Genomic DNA, 16,839 nt, shown 5'->3' with positions numbered 1-16,839 from the left:
TCGGTTGCGTTACAGCTGGACGCCGGAGAAGGACATGAAGCCCAGCGACATCAGGCCAACGGTGATGAAGGTGATGCCCAGACCCTGCAGGCCAGCCGGCACGTCAGAGTACTTGAGCTTCTCGCGGATACCGGCCAGTGCAGCGATGGCCAGCGCCCAACCGAAGCCGGCACCCACGCCATAGATGACGGACTCACCGAAGGTGTAGTCACGCTGCACCATGAACAGGGCCGCACCGAGGATGGCGCAGTTGACCGTGATCAGCGGCAGGAACACGCCCAGCGCGTTGTAGAGCGCCGGCACGAACTTGTCGAGGAACATCTCGAGGATCTGGACGATCGCCGCGATGACGCCGATGTAGGACAGGTAGCCCAGGAAGGACAGGTCGATGCTCTCCGCCCCTTCCAGACCCGTCCAGGTCAGCGCGCCTTCACGCAGCAGGTAGTTCAGGATCAGGTTGTTGACCGGAACGGTCACCGCCAGCACGACGATGACGGCCACGCCCAGACCGATCGCGGACTGGATCTTCTTGGACACCGCCAGGAAGGTACACATGCCCAGGAAGAAGGCCAGTGCCATGTTCTCGACGAACACGGCCTTGATGAACAGGCTCAGATAGTGTTCGAACATGTTACACAGCCTCCTTGATCTTGGTGTTGGCGGTAATCTTGTACTCCGCCTTCTCGACCTGCTCCGGGTAGATGCTGCGCAGCACCCAGATGAACAGACCGATGACGAAGAACGCGGACGGCGGCAGCAGCATCAGGCCGTTCGGGATGTACCAGCCACCGTCGTTGACGGTCTGCAGGATGGTCACGCCGAACAGGGAGCCGGAACCGAACAGCTCACGCACGAAGCCGACCACCAGCAGGATCACGGTGTAACCGAGACCGTTGCCGATACCGTCGATGAAGCTCATCGTCGGGCCATTCTGCATGGCGTAGGCTTCAGCGCGACCCATCACGATGCAGTTGGTGATGATCAGACCGACGAAGACCGACAGCTGCTTGGACGTCTCGAAGGCGAAGGCCTTCAGCGACTGGTCGACCACGATGACCAGCGAGGCAATGATCGTCATCTGCACGATGATGCGGATGGACGACGGGATGTGATTGCGGATCAACGAGATGAACATGCTGGAGAACGCTGTCACCAGGCACACCGCGATACCCATGATCAGGGCGGTGTTCATCGAGTTGGTCACCGCCAGCGCGGAGCAGATACCGAGGATCTGCAGCGCGATGGGGTTGTTCTTGAAGATCGGCGTCGTCAGGACACCTTTAGGAGTTTCGGCTGCCATCATTACGCTCCTTTGACGTCACGGAACTGGGTCAGGTACTTGGCGAAGCCATTCTCACCCATCCAGAACTGCAACAGGTTGGTCACGCCGTTGCTGGTCAGGGTAGCCCCTGACAGCGCATCGACCTGGTACTTGGCATCCGGAGAAGACGGATTCACGCCGCCCTTCTTCAGGTGCACTTCCGGGTCCATGCTGCCTTCGGGATAGATCTTCTTGCCATCCCACTGGGCCTTCCACTTCGGGTTGTCGACTTCGCCGCCAAGCCCCGGAGTTTCGCCCTGCTGGTAGAAGGAGAGACCGACCACGGTGTTGCCGTCACCCTTCAGTGCCAGATAGCCGTACATCATTGACCACAGGCCGTTGCCGCGCACCGGGACGATGATCTCGTCCGGCTGCTCGACATCGCCGACCAGGTAGACCACGGAGTACTGCTCACGACGCTTGATGCCCGGCAGGTCTTCATCGCCAGACAGGGTGCGTGAGGTGGCCGGGTCCTTGGACATCTTGGCCTGGTCGTACTTCTCCGGGTCGATGTCGTCGACGTATTCACCGGAATCCAGGTCCACCACCTTGGCGGTGACCTTGTCACGGAACTGCTGACCGATGTCTTCGCCCGGCTGCAGCAGCTCGGCGACCGCGAGAATGTTGCTCTTGCGGTCCAGCTCGGCATTGGTCATCTGCATCGGACGCAGCACGACCGCTGCGGTGGAAACCACCACCGAGCAGACGATACACAGCCCGAGCGCGACGCCGAGGGTTTTCTTGATGGAGTTGTTGCTGGCCATGTCAGACGGTCTCCTCGTTCGCGATGCCGGCAGTCTCGCGCTTGACGCGGCGCTTGATGTTGGCCTGCACGACGAAGTGGTCGATCAGCGGAGCGAACAGGTTGGCGAACAGGATCGCCAGCATGATGCCCTCCGGGAAGGCCGGGTTGGCGACACGGATCAGCACGGTCATCACGCCGATCAGTGCACCGAATACCAGCTTGCCCTTGTTGGTCATGGACGCGGAGACCGGATCGGTGGCCATGAAGACCATACCGAAGGCGAAGCCGCCGATGACCATGTGCCAGTACCACGGCATCTCGAACATGGCATTGGTGTCGCTGCCGATGGCATTGAACAGCGCCGAGGTCGCGATCATGCCCAGCAGGACGCCCAGCATGATTCGCCACGAGGCGATACGCGTCCACAGCAGCACTGCGGCACCGAGGAAGATCGCCAGTGTGGAGACCTCACCCACCGAGCCCGGAATGAAGCCGAGGAAGGCGTCGGTCCAGCTCATCTGCTGCATCAGGGCACCCATGCCATCCTGCGCGGCAGTGGAGAGCGCGGTCGCACCGGTGAAGCCGTCTGCCGGCACCCATACCGCGTCGCCGGAAATGCTGGCCGGGTAGGCGAAGTACAGGAAGGCACGGCCGGACAGTGCCGGGTTGAGGAAGTTCTTGCCGGTACCGCCGAAGACTTCCTTGCCGATCACCACACCGAAGGTGATACCGAGCGCGACCTGCCACAGCGGAATGGTCGCCGGCAGTGTCAGGGCGAACAGTACCGAGGTGACGAAGAAGCCTTCGTTGACCTCGTGGCCGCGACGCATCGCGAACAGCACTTCCCAGAACCCGCCGACCGCGAAGGTCACCAGATAGATGGGCAGGAAGTAGGTGGCCCCCAGAATGAAGTTGGCCCACACGCTGCCGGCATCGTGGCTACCCGCCAGCAGCATGACGATGGCTTCACGCCAGCCGCCCAGTGCGCTGTAACCGCCAGCGATGGCCTCGTTGGCCTGCAGACCGGCGTTGTACATGCCGAAGAACATGGCCGGGAAGGTGCACATCCAGACCGTGATCATGATGCGCTTCAGGTCGATGCCATCACGCACGTGAGTGGTGCTGCGCGTGACGCTCGCCGGCGCATAGAAAATGGTGTCCACGGCTTCGTAGAGCGCGTAGAACTTCTCGTACTTGCCACCTTTGTGGAAGTGCGGCTCCAGGTTATCCAGAGTCTGTCGAATGCCCATCATCAGACCTCTTTCTCGATCGTGGTGAGGTTGTCACGCAGGATGGGACCGTACTCGTACTTGCCCGGGCACACGTAGGTGCACAGCGCGAGGTCCTCTTCATCAAGCTCCAGGCAGCCAAGCTGCATGCCGGTCTCGATATCACCCACGATCAGCGAACGCAGCAGCTGCGTCGGCAGAATGTCCAGCGGCATGACCGCCTCGTACGCGCCCACCGGCACCATGGCACGCTCGGAGCCGTTGGTGGAGGTGTTCGGGCGGTAGTCGGTCAGACCAGTCAGCTTCGACAGGTAGATACCCAGCACCGAGTGACGCTTGGCGCCCATCGACAGCCAGCCCATGAAGGCACGCTTGTTGCCTTCCTCGAGCAGGCTCACCTGATTGTGGTAGCGGCTGACGAAACGCAGCGCCCCTTCACAGGTCAGGCCGGAGAACACCGAACCGGAGATGACACGCGTGTCTTCCGGCTGCTCGACTTCGCCCTTGAGCAGCTCTTCGGTGCTGGCGCCCAGACGGGTGCGCAGCAGACGCGGCTTGGTGGCACGCGGGCCACCGACGGCGATGACGCGCGTGGTGTCCAGGCGACCTTCCGCCAGCAGCGTACCGATGGCGACCACATCCTGATAACCGACATGCCAGACCTGACGCTGCAGGCTGACCGGTGCGAGGTGATGGATGTGCGTGCCCGGCAGACCCGCCGGGTGCGGGCCCTTGAAGGACTCGCTGACCACACCGGAGACGTCGCCACCCGGGATATCAGCACCCGGTGCCTGGCACAGGAACACCTTGCCTTCGGTCAGACGCGTCAGTGCGACAAGACCCTGACGGAAAGCGGCTTCCTGGCCCTTGAGCACCACGGCCGGATCCGCGGACAGCGGATGGGTATCGATGGCGGTGACGAAGATGGCTGCCGGCTTGGCATCCAGCGCCGGCACGCGCGAGAACGGGCGGGTACGCAGCGCCGTCCACAGGCCGGACTCGACCAGCTGGTCGACCACGACCTGACGTTCGAGACCTGCAATGGCGGCGTCGCCATGTGCAGTGAATTCCACAGCTTCGCCCTGCGCGTCGATCTCGATGACCACGGACAGAAGCTTGCGCTTCTCGCCACGATTGATCTCGACCACAGTACCGGCAGCAGGCGCGGTGTAACGGACGCCCGGGGTCTTCTTGTCAGTGAACAGGAGTTGCCCCTGCTTCACCTTGTCCCCTTCACGGACTTCCATCGTCGGCTTCATGCCGACGTAGTCAACACCCAGGATCGCTACGCGACGAACGGGCTGCGCATCCTCGATACGCTGCTCCGGCGCCCCGGCGATGGGGAGATCCAGGCCACGTTTGACTTCGATCATAGACTCGCCCAATTGTCGGATCTGATGTTGTTCAGGAAAGATCACCCATCGTAGATACGCCTCGAGGCCGATAATTGACCAGGCAACCTCGCGATTTTCGCGTATCAGGCAATGTGAATGCTTTTCTTATCAGACGGTTGGAGGTGTAGCCCAGAGATTGGACCGGCCCAAAAAAATCCGGCTCATTATAAAGATGCGAGGCCGGAAAGACCATACGACACTAAAGTGGTGCACACGCCGAAAACGCCAACGCCCCCGCCATCATTGAGGGCGGGGGCGTTGTAACAGCAGGTATTTATTTCAATTTTTCGCAAGTCACGCCACAGACGCGGCGCATTGACTCAGCGCGTCGGGAAGTAGCTGAAACGCACGTTGGACATGTGCTGCAGAATACGCACCACCTGACAGCTGTAACCGAACTCGTTGTCGTACCATACGTACACGACGGCCTGCTTGTCGGTGACGATGGTCGCCTGGCCATCGACGATGCCGGAATGGCGGTTGCCGACGAAGTCCGAGGACACCACTTCACAGGAATCGACGTAGTCGATCTGCTTCTGCAGCGAGGAATGCAGCGAGGCGGTGCGCAGGAAGTCGTTCATGCGCTCGGCGTCGCTTGCGGTGTTCAGCGTCAGGTTGAGGATCGCCATCGAGACATTGGGCGTCGGCACGCGGATCGCGTTGCCGGTCAGCTTGCCGGAAAGCTCCGGCAGTGCCTTGGCGACGGCCTTGGCGGCGCCGGTCTCGGTCAACACCATGTTGAGGGCCGCGGCACGGCCACGACGGTCACCACTGTGGAAGTTGTCGATCAGGTTCTGGTCGTTGGTGTAGGAGTGCACCGTCTCGACGTGACCCTGGCTGACACCGTACTCGTCGTGCAGCACCTTCAGCACCGGCACGATGGCGTTGGTGGTACAGGAAGCCGCGGAGATGATGCGGTCATCATCGCTGATGTCGGTGTGGTTGACGCCGTAGACGATGTTCTTGAGATCGCCCTTGCCCGGTGCCGTCAGCAGCACCTTGGCCACGCCCTTGCACTCCAGGTGCTGACCCAGGCCCGCTTCGTCACGCCACTTGCCGGTGTTGTCGACCACGATGGCGTTGTCGATGCCGTGCGCGGTGTAATCGATCTCGGTGGGCGAATTGGCGTAGATGATCTTGATGTAGTTGCCGTTGACGATCAGCGCCGAGTTTTCTTCATCGACGGTGATGCTACCCTCGAAGGGACCGTGCACCGAGTCGCGACGCAGCAGGCTGGCCCGCTTCTCAAGATCATCCTTGCTGCCACGCACCACGATGGCGCGCAGACGCAGCAGGTTACCGCCGCCGGCCTTCTCGATCATGATGCGCGCCAACAGGCGACCGATACGCCCGAAGCCATACAGGACGACATCCTTCGGGTCGCCGCCCATGCCGCCTTCGACGTAGCCACCGACGATGTCGGCCAGCTCACGCTTGAGGAAGGCGGTGATGTCCGTCTCGTCAGAACGCTTGAAGGCGACCGCCAGCTTGCCGATGTCGACGTGGGCCGGACCCAGGTTGAGCTCGATCATCGCGCGCACCAGCGGGAAGGTGTCTTCCACTGACAGCTCGACGCCTTCGGCCTTGCGCACCCAACGGTGGTTCTTGAGGATGCGCACCATCGAGCGATTGATCAGCGAACGCCCGTAGATGGAGGGCACGACGTTGAAGCGGCGGTAGAGATCTCCCAACAGCGGGATCATCTGCTCCGCGAGGGCTTCATTGTCCTGCCACTGCTTGAAACAGGCTTCGAGATTCTCTTGGCTCACGGGTGCATCCTCTCACGTGCGGGCAAATAATGATGGTCGTCACCGAGCGCTTGGCGACGCCGGACAAGGCCAGCTGAGTATGCGTAACGCGGCTATGCACCACAATGAAAGGATGGTCGCACGCAGGGTAGTAGTGCTACAGAATCAACGATTTGACTACAAAAGCGTTTCCCCCATCCCGCGCTCGGCCATCTGTGTCCACGGTGCTGAAAAGCGCATCACTTGCCCCCATATAGCGACTGACTTGCTATGATCAAGCGCGACTCCTTTCATGGCGGCGACTGACGTTGCGGCCCCTTGCGCTGCGACAGCTTGCGTTGAAGCGCGCCTGGCAAGCCGAGGCATCGCGCCTGCCTTGTCGCTCTCCGGAGTATGCCGCGCGCTTTTGAGCGTGCCGTGCACCCGAGAGACTGCCTTGCGCCCATGAGTCGCTCAGCGTCATCTGCATGCGTGGGCCGTTCACCGTGAGCGACTGACCCAGCACCTTATTCACTCGGGCCCTGCCCGTGACGTCATCCCGTGCCGTGAACGCCGCAAGGCGTTGCGCCCAAGCCCAGGACACAAGACACCAGAGCCCATGTTCGAGACTCCGCTGACGCCCCCGTTGCCGCGCTCGCGCCGCGAAACCACCTTCTGGATGCTCAATGACCCCAGCGCCGCGGCGCTGGGGCTGGCGCGCCTGGCCGATGCTGATGAAGCGCCGCTGATGGTCATCACGCCGGACACCGCCAGCGCCCAGCGCCTGGAAGCCGACCTGCGCTTCTATACGCGCCATCCCGAGCGCCTGCTGCCCTTCCCCGATTGGGAAACGCTGCCCTACGACAGCTTCTCGCCGCACCAAGACATCGTCTCGGAGCGTCTGCGCACCCTGCGCACCCTGCAGACCAGCCGCCGCGCCATCGTGCCGGTGCCAGTCAACACCCTGATGCAGCGCCTCGCGCCGGTGGATTACATCGCAGGCCAGGTCTTCAGTCTCGCCAAGGGTGACATCCTCAATCGTGAGGACTTCCGCTCACGCCTGTCGCGGGCCGGTTACCGCGCGGTGGAGACGGTCTACGAGCCGGGCGAATACGCCCTGCGCGGCGCATTGATCGACCTGTTCCCCATGGGCAGCGAACAACCGCTGCGCATCGACCTGTTCGATGACGAGATCGACACCCTGCGTGCCTTCGACCCTGACACCCAGCGCAGTGGCGACAAGGTCGAGGCGATCGAGATTCTGCCCGCACATGAATACCCGCTGACGCGTGGCGCCATCGCCTGCTTCCGCGAGGGCTTCGAGACGCTGTTCGATGTCGACCCGCGCCAGTGCATTCTCTACAACGACGCCATCAAGGGCATCCCCTCGCCGGGGCTCGAGCAGTACCTGCCGCTGTTCTTCGACGAGACCGCGACGCTCTTTGATCACATGGGCGACGAGCTGCGCATCGCCATGCTGCCCGGCGTGCGCGAAGCGGCCGAGAGCCACTGGGACGCCATCACCACCCGCTACGCCAATCTGGGCGTCGACCCGACACGCCCGCTGCTGCCACCGCACCGCGCCTTCGTGCCGGTCAATGAGCTGCTGGGCCTGATCAAGCAGCACGAGCGAATCGAGCTGGTACGCGAGCCCAATGCCCACGCCATCGAATTCGGCCACCAGACACTGCCGAGCCTTGCCATCGATGCGCGCAGCGCCGACCCGACCCAGGCCCTGGCCAGCTTCCTCAAGCAGCGCCTGAACGGCGAGCATGCCCAGCGCGTGCTGTTCGTCGCCGAGACCCAGGGCCGCCGCGAAGTCGTCGAGGAGCAGCTCACCCCGCTGCTGCGCGGTTTCGGGCTGCGCAGCCTGGATGACTTCGCAAGCTTCGAGCACTTCGTGGACAGCCCAGCCGCCGTCGGCCTGACCGTCGGTGGCCTGACGCATGGCACCTGGGTGGCCAGCGCACAGGCAAAAGATGCCCTGTCCAGCGATGACATCGACAGCCACAAGGGGCTGGTGGTCATCACCGAGACCGAGCTCTACGGCGAAGTGGTACGTCAGAGCCGCCGCCAGGCGCGCGCCACCGATGACAACGAGCTGGCCGTGCGCCACCTCTCGGAGCTGCGTGAAGGCGCGCCGGTGGTGCACCACACCCACGGCGTCGGCCGCTATCTGGGGCTGGAGACCATCAACGCCGGGGGTCAGGAGGCCGAGTTCCTCGCGCTCGAATACGCCGATGGCGCCAAGCTCTACGTGCCGGTGGACAGCCTGCACCTGATCTCGCGCTATTCCGGGGCCAGTGACGAGCTGGCGCCGCTGCACAAGCTGGGCTCCGAGCAATGGGAGAAGGCCAAGCGCAAGGCCGCCGAGAAGATCCGCGATACCGCCGCCGAGCTGCTGGATGTCTATGCACGCCGCGAGGCGCGTGTCGGCCATGCCTGCGACTTCCCCGCCGAGGACTACGCACGCTTCGCGGCCAGCTTCCCCTTCGAGGAAACCCCGGACCAGGCGCAGACCATCGGCGCGGTGATCCAGGACATGTGCGCGCCCCAGCCGATGGACCGCGTGGTATGTGGCGATGTCGGCTTCGGCAAGACGGAAGTCGCGATGCGCGCCGCCTTCCTCGCCGTCAACTCCGGCCGTCAGGTAGTGGTGCTGGTGCCCACCACCCTGCTCGCCCAGCAGCACTACGACAACTTCCGCGATCGCTTCGCCGACACCGCGGTGGAGATCGCCCTGCTGTCGCGTTTCACCAGCGGCAAGGGCCAGGAAGCCTCGCTCGAGCGCATCAGGAACGGCCAGGCCGATATCGTGATCGGCACCCACAAGCTGCTTTCCAAGTCGCTGGAGCTGCCCAACATGGGGCTGCTGATCATCGATGAGGAGCACCGCTTCGGCGTCTCCCAGAAGGAGCGCCTCAAGAGCCTGCGCGCCGAGGTCGACATCCTGACCCTGACCGCCACGCCGATTCCGCGCACGCTGAACATGGCGATGAGCGGCATCCGCGACCTGTCCATCATCGCCACGCCACCGGCGCGCCGCCTGTCGGTGAAGACCTTCGTCCAGCAGCGCAACGACGGCGTGGTCAAGGAAGCCATCCTGCGCGAGCTGCTGCGCGGCGGGCAGGTCTACGTGCTGCACAATGAGGTCAAGACCATCGAGGAGAGCGCCGCGCGCATCGCGGAGCTGGTGCCGGAGGCCAATGTCGGCGTCGCCCACGGCCAGCTGCCGGAGCGCAGCCTGGAGCGGCGCATGTCGGACTTCTATCACAAGCGCTTCAACGTGCTGGTGTGCTCGACCATCATCGAGACCGGCATCGACATCCCGAGCGCCAACACCATCATCATCGAGCGCGCCGACAAGTTCGGCCTGGCCCAGCTGCACCAGCTGCGTGGGCGCGTCGGGCGCTCGCATCACCAGGCCTACGCCTACCTGCTGACCCCTCACCCCAAGGCGATGACCCGCGATGCGGTCAAGCGCCTGGAGGCGATCAGCGAATCCCAGGACCTCGGCGCCGGCTTCACGCTGGCCTCCCATGACATGGAGATCCGCGGCGCGGGTGAGCTGTTGGGTGACGAGCAGTCCGGCCAGATGGAAACCATCGGCTACTCGCTGTACATGGAGATGCTGGATCGCGCCGTGAAGGCCATCAAGGCGGGCAAGACGCCCAATATCGAGTCACCGCTGGATGAAGGCGTCGAGGTCAGCCTCAATCTGCCGGCACTGATTCCGGCCGATTATCTGCATGACGTCCAGCAGCGCCTGATGATGTACAAGCGCATCAGCAACGCCGAGAACGCAAGCGACCTGCGCGAACTGCAGGTCGAGATGATCGACCGCTTCGGCCTGCTGCCGGAGCCGGTCAAGACGCTGTTCCGCCAGACCCAGCTGCGCCAGCGCGCCCAGGCGCTGGGCATCATCAAGCTGGAGGCCGGCGCCGGGCGCGGTCGCATCATCTTCGGCGCCCAGACGCCGGTCGATCCGCTGACGCTGGTCAACCTGATCCAGCGCCAGTCGGATGTCTACAAGCTGGAAGGCGCCGACACGCTGCGTTTCGCCACCGACATGAATGACGCCGAGGCGCGCTTCAGCTTCTGCGAGACCTTGCTGGATCTGCTCAACGCCAAGACCAAGGCGGCCTGACGCGCCCTGCGCTGCCAGGCGCCTGGGCATGAACTTGAGCGTGAGCGTGAGCGTGAGCGTGAGCGGAACATGAAAACGGCCTGCATCGCGGATGCAGGCCGTTTTTTCGTGCGGGCATACCCTCTACACGCTCTACACCCTCTACACGCCCTACCCTACCTACACCACCGCCTCCCCCACCCTCCTCCTGAGGTCAGACATGGCGCGCCAACAGCGTCGCCAGCAAGCGCTGCACTCTGGGCATGCCGGCCTCGATCACGGATTCCGTGCCTGCGCGGGTCGGCTCCTCTTCACCGACGCCTGCGGCATGGCCGATCACCAGACACAGGCTGGCGTATTCCATCTCGAGCTCGCGCGCCAGCACGGCCTCGGGCATGCCCGTCATGCCGACCAGTGTATTGCCATCACGCGCCATCAGGCGGATCTCGGCGGCCGTCTCCAGCCGCGGCCCCTGCACTACGCCCAGCACCCCGCCGGCCGAGAGGGGCAACCCCGCCTCGGCGGCCGCCGCATGCAGCTCCTCACGCCAGACCCGATGATATGGCCAGGCGAACGACACATGCTGGAATGGCTTGAAACGCCCATCGAAGAACGAACCCTCGCGGCCGGTGGTGTAATCGATCAGCTGGTCCGGCACCACCAGCGTGCCCGGGGCCAGCGTCGGGTCGATGCCGGACACGCAGTTGACCCCCACCACATGGGTCGCGCCCGCCTGCTTGAGCGCCCACAGATTGGCGCGGTAGTTGATGCGATGCGGCGGCACCTTGTGCGGTTGACCATGACGGGCCAGAAACAGCAGCGACTGCCCATTCAGTCGCCCTTCCACGACGCCACAGGAGGCCGCCCCCAGGGGCGTTTCCTGCCCGCCGCGCTTGAGCACTTCCATGCCTGACCAACTGCCGAACCCCGTCCCACCGATCACCGCCAGCATCGCCCGCCTCCTTGCTACCCATGTGCAGGAATCTCTCGGGACCGGACACTCCGATCCTCAGCGAACGCTACTCCGAGCCAACCGACCACGACAAGCACAATCGTCACGCTCTGCGCCAGGAGAACAGAAAAGGCTCCGAAAACGACACCACCCGCCGCGGTTGCCCGGGCGGGTGGTGAACGAATGCCAGCGTTGACGATGGCTATCGCAAGCGATGGCGATGACAGCAGGCGATGGCGACTGCCATCCGGCAGCTCATGTCACAGACACTTGGGTTAAAGCCCTTGGGTTACAGACCCTTGGGCGCGTAGATGCCCGGCGCGTTACGCCAGTAGCCCTTGTAGTCCATGCCGAAGCCGAACAGGAAGCGGTCTTCGACGTCGAGACCACAGAAATCGGCCTTGAAGCCCGGGTAGGCCTTGCGGTCATGCTTCTTGTCGACCAGTACACAGCTGGACACGCTGCGCGCGCCGGCTTCACGGCAGTACTCGAGGATCGCAGCCAGGGTGCCACCTTCATCGAGGATGTCATCGACGATCACCACGTCGCGCCCAGCCATCGGCAGCTCCGGGTTGACGCGCCAGAACAGCTCGCCGCCGCGCATCGCGCCACGGTAGCGAGTGGCGTGCAGATAATCGACTTCCAGCGGGAAGTCGAGGCGGGTCAACAGCTGGCCGGCGGTGATCAGGCCGCCGTTCATCACGCAATAGAAGATCGGCATGCGATCGCCGAGGCGTTCCGTCAGCTCAACGGCCATGCGGTCGAGTGCCACTTCAAGGTCAGCTTGCGGGATCAGGCAATCGGCGTTGTCCATCACCTCACGCATTTCGTCATGCAGGGCGGTGAGGGTCTCAGGCGTCGGAGTCAGCATCGGGAGTTTCCTGGGTGTCACTGGCCTCATCTCCACGCCGGACGGGCGCAGAGGAGGATGTAGCAGCGGCGGTTGAATCAGAACGGCGGCGGGACCCGCGCGTCTGCGTGTCTGATGACGCCGCGGCATTCTCAGCCTCGGCATCGTGTTCATGGTGGCGTCCTTCGAAGGACAGTACATCGGCAAAGTGCAGACGCTGCCCCGGCAGCGCCACCTGGGCATCATGCTCACGGATGATGTCGTGCACCTTGAGCAGGACATCCTGCTTGATCGCGTGGTACTTCACCCAGTCGGTGGTGCGCGTGAAGACATAGACGAAGAAGTTCAGCGAATGCTCACCGTAGGTGGTGAAGTTGACGATCTGGGTGCGCGTCTGGTCGATCTCGTCATGGCCTTCCAGCATCTCGCGTACCGCGGCAACGATGGGGCCGACCTGGGCGGCATCCTCATAGCGCAGCCCCACGGTCTCGAAGATGCGGCGATTGTACATGCGCGACGGATTCTCCACCGAAATGCTGGTGAAGATGGCGTTCGGCACGTAGAGGGGCCGCATGTCGAAGGTGCGGATGCGCGTCAGGCGCCAACCGATATCCTCGACGGTGCCCTCGATCTCGCGGTCCGGTGAGCGGATCCAGTCGCCGACCTTGAAGGGCCGGTCGAGATGGATCATCAGGGCGCCGAAGAAGTTGGCCAGCAGATCCCGCGCCGCAAAGCCGACCGCGATACCGCCGACACCCCCGAAAGCCAGCACCCCGGACAGCGAGACGCCGAGATTCTGCAGGATGGCCAGCCCCACCAGCACGACCACGACCGCCCGCAGCAGCTTGCTGATCGCCGAGGCCGTGGTGGCATCCATCGCGTTGACGTTGGTACCGGGCGGCGGCATGGTGCGCAGCGCCTCGAAGCGCTTGACCATGCGAATCAACGCCCAGGCCAGCGCCAGCAAGGTCACGATCTGGCGCGCCGTGCCCAGGTACTTCTCGGCCCCGCCAAGGCTGAACTGGCCGGCGATGATGCCGAGCGCCAGCAACATCCCCATGCTGTAGAGCCAGAATGACAAGGGATGACGCAGGCCATGCACCAGGGCGTCATCCCACAGGTTGCGGCTCTTCTCGGCATGCGCCGCCAGGCGGGTGAGCACCACTCGCTCGATGAGGTGCAGCAACAGCACCGCCAGCAGCAGCAGAGCGAGATTGATGCCCCACAGCGGCAGACCAAAGGTCTGCTCGACCCATTGGCGCAGCGGCTCGACCCATTGATTGATCATCTCTTCGGCAGGCGCTGCCAGTTTGTCGGCAGCAGCCTCGGTGGCGGATTGCTCAGCCATGGAAATTCCTTGCCAGTCTTCGACTCGAAAAAGGCACCGCGTGCCTGATTATTGCGCGCTACCGGACTCAGAGGCCGACCGTGCGTCAGACGCCTCGGCAGCGCCTAGCGTGCCCGAGGGCATGGCAGCCTGCTGTGATGCCTGACTGGCCGCCATCGATTCGAGCCGCGCGTGGGTGCGCCGCCAGCGTGCCAGCCCCACCAGGCCATCAAGCGTCGGGCGAGCTCGCGCATAGCGTAGCCGCGCCTGGCGCTTGCCACGGTGGCGCTGCTCATCGTCATCGAGGCTGTCGAGCACTTCGCGCGCGGCAGCCGGGTCATTGCAGACCAACGCCATGTCACAGCCGGCGTCCAGCGCCAGGCGCGCACGCTCTGCCGGGCCACCTTCCGCGACGGCCGCCGCCATGCCGAGATCATCGGAGAAGATGGCGCCCTTGAAGCCGAACTCTTCGCGCAGCAGACCCAACCAGCTGGGCGAGAAGCCCGCGGGACGTGCATCGAAATCCGGATAGATCACATGCGCCGGCATCACGCCGCCCAGGCGCTCGGCGAGGGCCGCGAAGGGCTTGAGGTCATGCTCGCGCAGCTCACGGAACGGCCGCGGATCGACCACGCGCTCCAGATGGGTATCTGCCGAGATGCCACCATGCCCCGGGTAGTGCTTGCCGACGGCGGACATGCCCGCCTCCTGCAGCCCGTCGATGAAGGCGCCGCCCACCGCGATGACGTCTTCCGGCGTGGCGCCGAAGCTGCGATCGCCAATGATGGTCGAGCCCGCCACATCGATATCCAGTACCGGCGCAAAGGTGATATCACAGCCGATGGCTGCCATTTCCATGCCCAGCAGCCAGCCGGCATCGCGTGCCAGACCCAGGCCTGCGGCCTGGGCGTCTTCGCCGCAGCCATCACAGTCACGCCCGAGACAGCACTGCGCCAGGCTGCGCATCGATGGCAGGCGTGTCACACCCTCGCGCAGACGCTGGACGCGCCCGCCTTCCTGATCGATGGCGATCAGCAGGTGGGGATTGACGCTGCGAATCTCGCGGCTCAGCTCCAGCACCTGCTCGGGAGAAGCGCAGTTGCGCGCAAACAGGATGACGCCCCCGACGGCAGGGCGTGCCAGCAGTTCACGTTCGTCGCGGGCGAGGGTCAGCCCCGCAACATCGACCATTACGGAGCCCAGTGGCTGTGTCATGTCATCCTTCCTGTCCATGGCCTGCGGCAGTGATGTCCCGTGAAGAGAGGAATCACGACCGCCAGGACTTCATGTCTTTTACGGGGCTCGGCAGCCTGGAAGAAACGTGATGAATCAGGCTGCCAGCGCGAGGAAAGGCGCAATTCTAGCCGACTGAACCCCTATCGAACAGTCGCGGCCAGCTGCGCCCTGGCAAGGGGCTGTCACGCAGATTCCGGTGACAGCTCATGGAGGGTATCAGACTCGGACACCAGCGCCTTCAGGCATGCAGCAGCACCGGAGTGCCGGACACAGCCTCGGCAAAGAGTCGCAGCAGGTCGTCATCACGCAAGCGAATGCAGCCGTGGGACGCCGCTACCCCCATGGGCTCCGTGCTGGGCGTGCCATGAAAATAGATGTAGCGGCGCAGGCTATCGACCCGCTCGCCGCGGGCATTGCGACCACGATTGACGCCGGGCTCGCGGCCGCTGAGCCACAGAATGCGCGTCAGGATCCAATCACGCTCAGGATGCTCCGCGGCAAGCTCGGGCGTGAACACCTCGCCCGTGAAGCGCCGTCCGCGATAGACGGCGCCACGCGGATTGCCCGCCCCGATGGCGGCACGAATCACATGCCAGCCGGTTGGCGTGCAACCGCTGCCGTCGAGCTCGCCGATACCGTTGAGGCCGCTGGAGATCGCGCAGGCATGCACCAGCGCATCAGGGCTGGCCGCGGGGGGCGGCGCATCACGACTGCCACTCGGCGCATCACTACGTATCTCAAGGCTCTGCCGCGAGAGATCCACCGCTACCCAGCAGGCCATCAGCTGGCCGCCTGGGTGACCGCCTCACCATCTCCGAGCGAGGCCGGCAGCGGCGCTGCCATCGCCGCGACCACCACCGGCCGCATGTGCTGGATCAGCTCGCGCACCGTGGTGTGATGGCCGTACTCGGCCTCCTCGATATCACGCAGCGCATCCAGGCCCGAGAAGGTGAAGATCACGCTGCCGAGCATGAAGTGCAGGCGCCAGAAGCGCTCGTTGTCCGGCAGATCAGGCGTCGCCAGCTTCAGAAGCTCGGCGAAGCGGCTGAAGACCGTGCCGTAATGCTCGCGAATATAGCGCCGCATGTGGCCCTGACCCTGGGTATAGGCAAGCCCGAGCAGGCGCATGAAGGTACGCAGGCTGTTGCGCTCGGCCGGCACCTCCAGCACGGTACGCGCCATCACCTCCAGCAGGACCTCCAGCGGCACCTGGCGCCCGGCGTATTGCTGCTCGACGCTGTCGAGTGCCGCGTGGAAACGCTCACTGAACGGATCGAGATAGCGCGCAAAGACCGCCTGGATCAGCGATTTCTTGGAGCCGAAGTGGTAGTTCACCGCCGCCAGATTGACCTTGGCCTTGCTGGTGATGTTGCGCAGTGAGGTCTCGGCGAAGCCGCGCTCGGCGAACAGCACCTCGGCAGTATCGAGGATGCGGGTAACGGTATCGGTCTGGGCCATGGGCGGAACCCTTGTCAGGTAGAAAAGGACTGGAGTCGTAGGTCACGGCGCAAGCCCCGCGCGGCGACTCTCTCATGAGGTGGTGCAGGTTCACCGCAAGGCGCGTTCGATCATGGTACCCGTGAGCACTACCATCGGCGAACATTCGTTTGAAACACTTTGATTCTAGCGCGCCATGCCATGACTGACAATTCTCTCGCGTTTCAAACGCCAGAGGTTTAGCCAAGCCTGATATTCCCTCAGCGCTGACCATCCCGATTCAAGGACTCGTCATGCTCGGAAACTGACCACCCCGCCAGAGCCAGGCCGGGTTCATCTCCAGACATTCACCTCCAGACATTCACCTCCAGACATTCCCTTAAAGAAAGAATGTCTCGGATATCGACAGGAAAAGTCGCCAGACAGCGATATCCCGGCGACTACCTGCCCTTTGAGGCCACCACGCAAGCCACAATGCCTTGCATGACCGCCATG

Annotated in this window: 13 protein-coding genes; 1 reads left to right on the top strand and 12 read right to left on the bottom strand. The window is 63.7% G+C overall.

Features of this window, described 5'->3' with window-relative positions; genetic code table 11:
• Positions 1-9 precede the first annotated feature (9 nt).
• From nqrE to R2R70_RS01095, 6 genes are all read right to left on the bottom strand, one after another.
• On the bottom strand, positions 10-630 hold the full coding sequence (nqrE, locus tag R2R70_RS01120) for an NADH:ubiquinone reductase (Na(+)-transporting) subunit E (RefSeq protein WP_043331916.1): 621 nt from the start codon (positions 628-630) through the stop codon (positions 10-12).
• Between the two features lies 1 nt (position 631).
• On the bottom strand, positions 632-1,300 hold the full coding sequence (locus R2R70_RS01115) for an NADH:ubiquinone reductase (Na(+)-transporting) subunit D (protein WP_043331917.1): 669 nt from the start codon (positions 1,298-1,300) through the stop codon (positions 632-634).
• Between the two features lie 2 nt (positions 1,301-1,302).
• Positions 1,303-2,085, bottom strand: a complete 783-nt coding sequence (locus tag R2R70_RS01110) for a Na(+)-translocating NADH-quinone reductase subunit C (protein ID WP_043331918.1) — start codon at positions 2,083-2,085, stop codon at positions 1,303-1,305.
• Between the two features lies 1 nt (position 2,086).
• A complete protein-coding gene (locus R2R70_RS01105) occupies positions 2,087-3,319 on the bottom strand; it encodes an NADH:ubiquinone reductase (Na(+)-transporting) subunit B (RefSeq protein WP_043331920.1) in 1,233 nt (410 codons plus the stop codon).
• Positions 3,319-4,668, bottom strand: a complete 1,350-nt coding sequence (locus R2R70_RS01100; RefSeq protein WP_054555019.1) for a Na(+)-translocating NADH-quinone reductase subunit A — start codon at positions 4,666-4,668, stop codon at positions 3,319-3,321. Before R2R70_RS01100 ends, R2R70_RS01105 begins: the two co-directional genes overlap by 1 nt.
• Positions 4,669-5,009: 341 nt before the next feature.
• Positions 5,010-6,458, bottom strand: a complete 1,449-nt coding sequence (locus R2R70_RS01095; protein WP_043331922.1) for a glyceraldehyde-3-phosphate dehydrogenase — start codon at positions 6,456-6,458, stop codon at positions 5,010-5,012.
• A 577-nt stretch (positions 6,459-7,035) separates the two neighbouring features.
• On the opposite strand from R2R70_RS01095, the gene mfd reads away from it, so the two are divergent.
• The gene (gene mfd / locus R2R70_RS01090; protein WP_410976996.1) at positions 7,036-10,563 is read left to right on the top strand and encodes a transcription-repair coupling factor; all 3,528 of its coding nucleotides are present in this window, start codon (positions 7,036-7,038) and stop codon (positions 10,561-10,563) included.
• A 193-nt stretch (positions 10,564-10,756) separates the two neighbouring features.
• On the opposite strand, the gene R2R70_RS01085 is transcribed toward mfd, so the two are convergent.
• The 6 genes from R2R70_RS01085 to R2R70_RS01060 all read right to left on the bottom strand — a co-directional run bounded on the left by R2R70_RS01085 (position 10,757) and on the right by R2R70_RS01060 (position 16,365).
• Positions 10,757-11,494, bottom strand: a complete 738-nt coding sequence (locus R2R70_RS01085; protein WP_410976995.1) for an S-methyl-5'-thioinosine phosphorylase — start codon at positions 11,492-11,494, stop codon at positions 10,757-10,759.
• Between the two features lie 289 nt (positions 11,495-11,783).
• A complete protein-coding gene (locus R2R70_RS01080; RefSeq protein WP_043331927.1) occupies positions 11,784-12,365 on the bottom strand; it encodes a hypoxanthine-guanine phosphoribosyltransferase in 582 nt (193 codons plus the stop codon).
• On the bottom strand, positions 12,346-13,692 hold the full coding sequence (locus R2R70_RS01075; RefSeq protein ID WP_410976994.1) for a mechanosensitive ion channel family protein: 1,347 nt from the start codon (positions 13,690-13,692) through the stop codon (positions 12,346-12,348). Before R2R70_RS01075 ends, R2R70_RS01080 begins: the two co-directional genes overlap by 20 nt.
• A 48-nt stretch (positions 13,693-13,740) precedes the next feature.
• Positions 13,741-14,886, bottom strand: a complete 1,146-nt coding sequence (nagZ, locus tag R2R70_RS01070) for a beta-N-acetylhexosaminidase (RefSeq protein WP_410976993.1) — start codon at positions 14,884-14,886, stop codon at positions 13,741-13,743.
• A gap of 259 nt (positions 14,887-15,145) precedes the next feature.
• A complete protein-coding gene (locus R2R70_RS01065) occupies positions 15,146-15,688 on the bottom strand; it encodes a L,D-transpeptidase (RefSeq protein ID WP_107335349.1) in 543 nt (180 codons plus the stop codon).
• A complete protein-coding gene (locus R2R70_RS01060) occupies positions 15,688-16,365 on the bottom strand; it encodes a TetR/AcrR family transcriptional regulator (RefSeq protein WP_043331928.1) in 678 nt (225 codons plus the stop codon). The genes R2R70_RS01065 and R2R70_RS01060 overlap by 1 nt, the downstream gene beginning before the upstream one ends.
• Between the last annotated feature and the right edge of the window lie 474 nt (positions 16,366-16,839).

The organism is Cobetia sp. SIMBA_158 (assembly GCF_046566945.1).
GTDB classification, from domain to species: Bacteria; Pseudomonadota; Gammaproteobacteria; order Pseudomonadales; family Halomonadaceae; genus Cobetia; species Cobetia amphilecti.
This window is presented reverse-complemented; position numbering and strand designations above follow the sequence as displayed.

Bases quoted from the DNA above. Each gene is read 5' to 3' on its own strand.
- R2R70_RS01115 (WP_043331917.1), bottom strand. From the start codon at position 1,300: ATGGCAGCCGAAACTCCTAAAGGTGTCCTGACGACGCCGATCTTCAAG.
- R2R70_RS01100 (WP_054555019.1), bottom strand. From the start codon at position 4,668: ATGATCGAAGTCAAACGTGGCCTGGATCTCCCCATCGCCGGGGCGCCG.
- R2R70_RS01110 (WP_043331918.1), bottom strand. From the start codon at position 2,085: ATGGCCAGCAACAACTCCATCAAGAAAACCCTCGGCGTCGCGCTCGGG.
- R2R70_RS01085 (WP_410976995.1), bottom strand. From the start codon at position 11,494: ATGCTGGCGGTGATCGGTGGGACGGGGTTCGGCAGTTGGTCAGGCATG.
- R2R70_RS01075 (WP_410976994.1), bottom strand. From the start codon at position 13,692: ATGGCTGAGCAATCCGCCACCGAGGCTGCTGCCGACAAACTGGCAGCG.
- R2R70_RS01105 (WP_043331920.1), bottom strand. From the start codon at position 3,319: ATGATGGGCATTCGACAGACTCTGGATAACCTGGAGCCGCACTTCCAC.
- nagZ (WP_410976993.1), bottom strand. From the start codon at position 14,886: ATGACACAGCCACTGGGCTCCGTAATGGTCGATGTTGCGGGGCTGACC.
- R2R70_RS01080 (WP_043331927.1), bottom strand. From the start codon at position 12,365: ATGCTGACTCCGACGCCTGAGACCCTCACCGCCCTGCATGACGAAATG.
- mfd (WP_410976996.1), top strand. From the start codon at position 7,036: ATGTTCGAGACTCCGCTGACGCCCCCGTTGCCGCGCTCGCGCCGCGAA.
- R2R70_RS01065 (WP_107335349.1), bottom strand. From the start codon at position 15,688: ATGGCCTGCTGGGTAGCGGTGGATCTCTCGCGGCAGAGCCTTGAGATA.
- R2R70_RS01060 (WP_043331928.1), bottom strand. From the start codon at position 16,365: ATGGCCCAGACCGATACCGTTACCCGCATCCTCGATACTGCCGAGGTG.
- nqrE (WP_043331916.1), bottom strand. From the start codon at position 630: ATGTTCGAACACTATCTGAGCCTGTTCATCAAGGCCGTGTTCGTCGAG.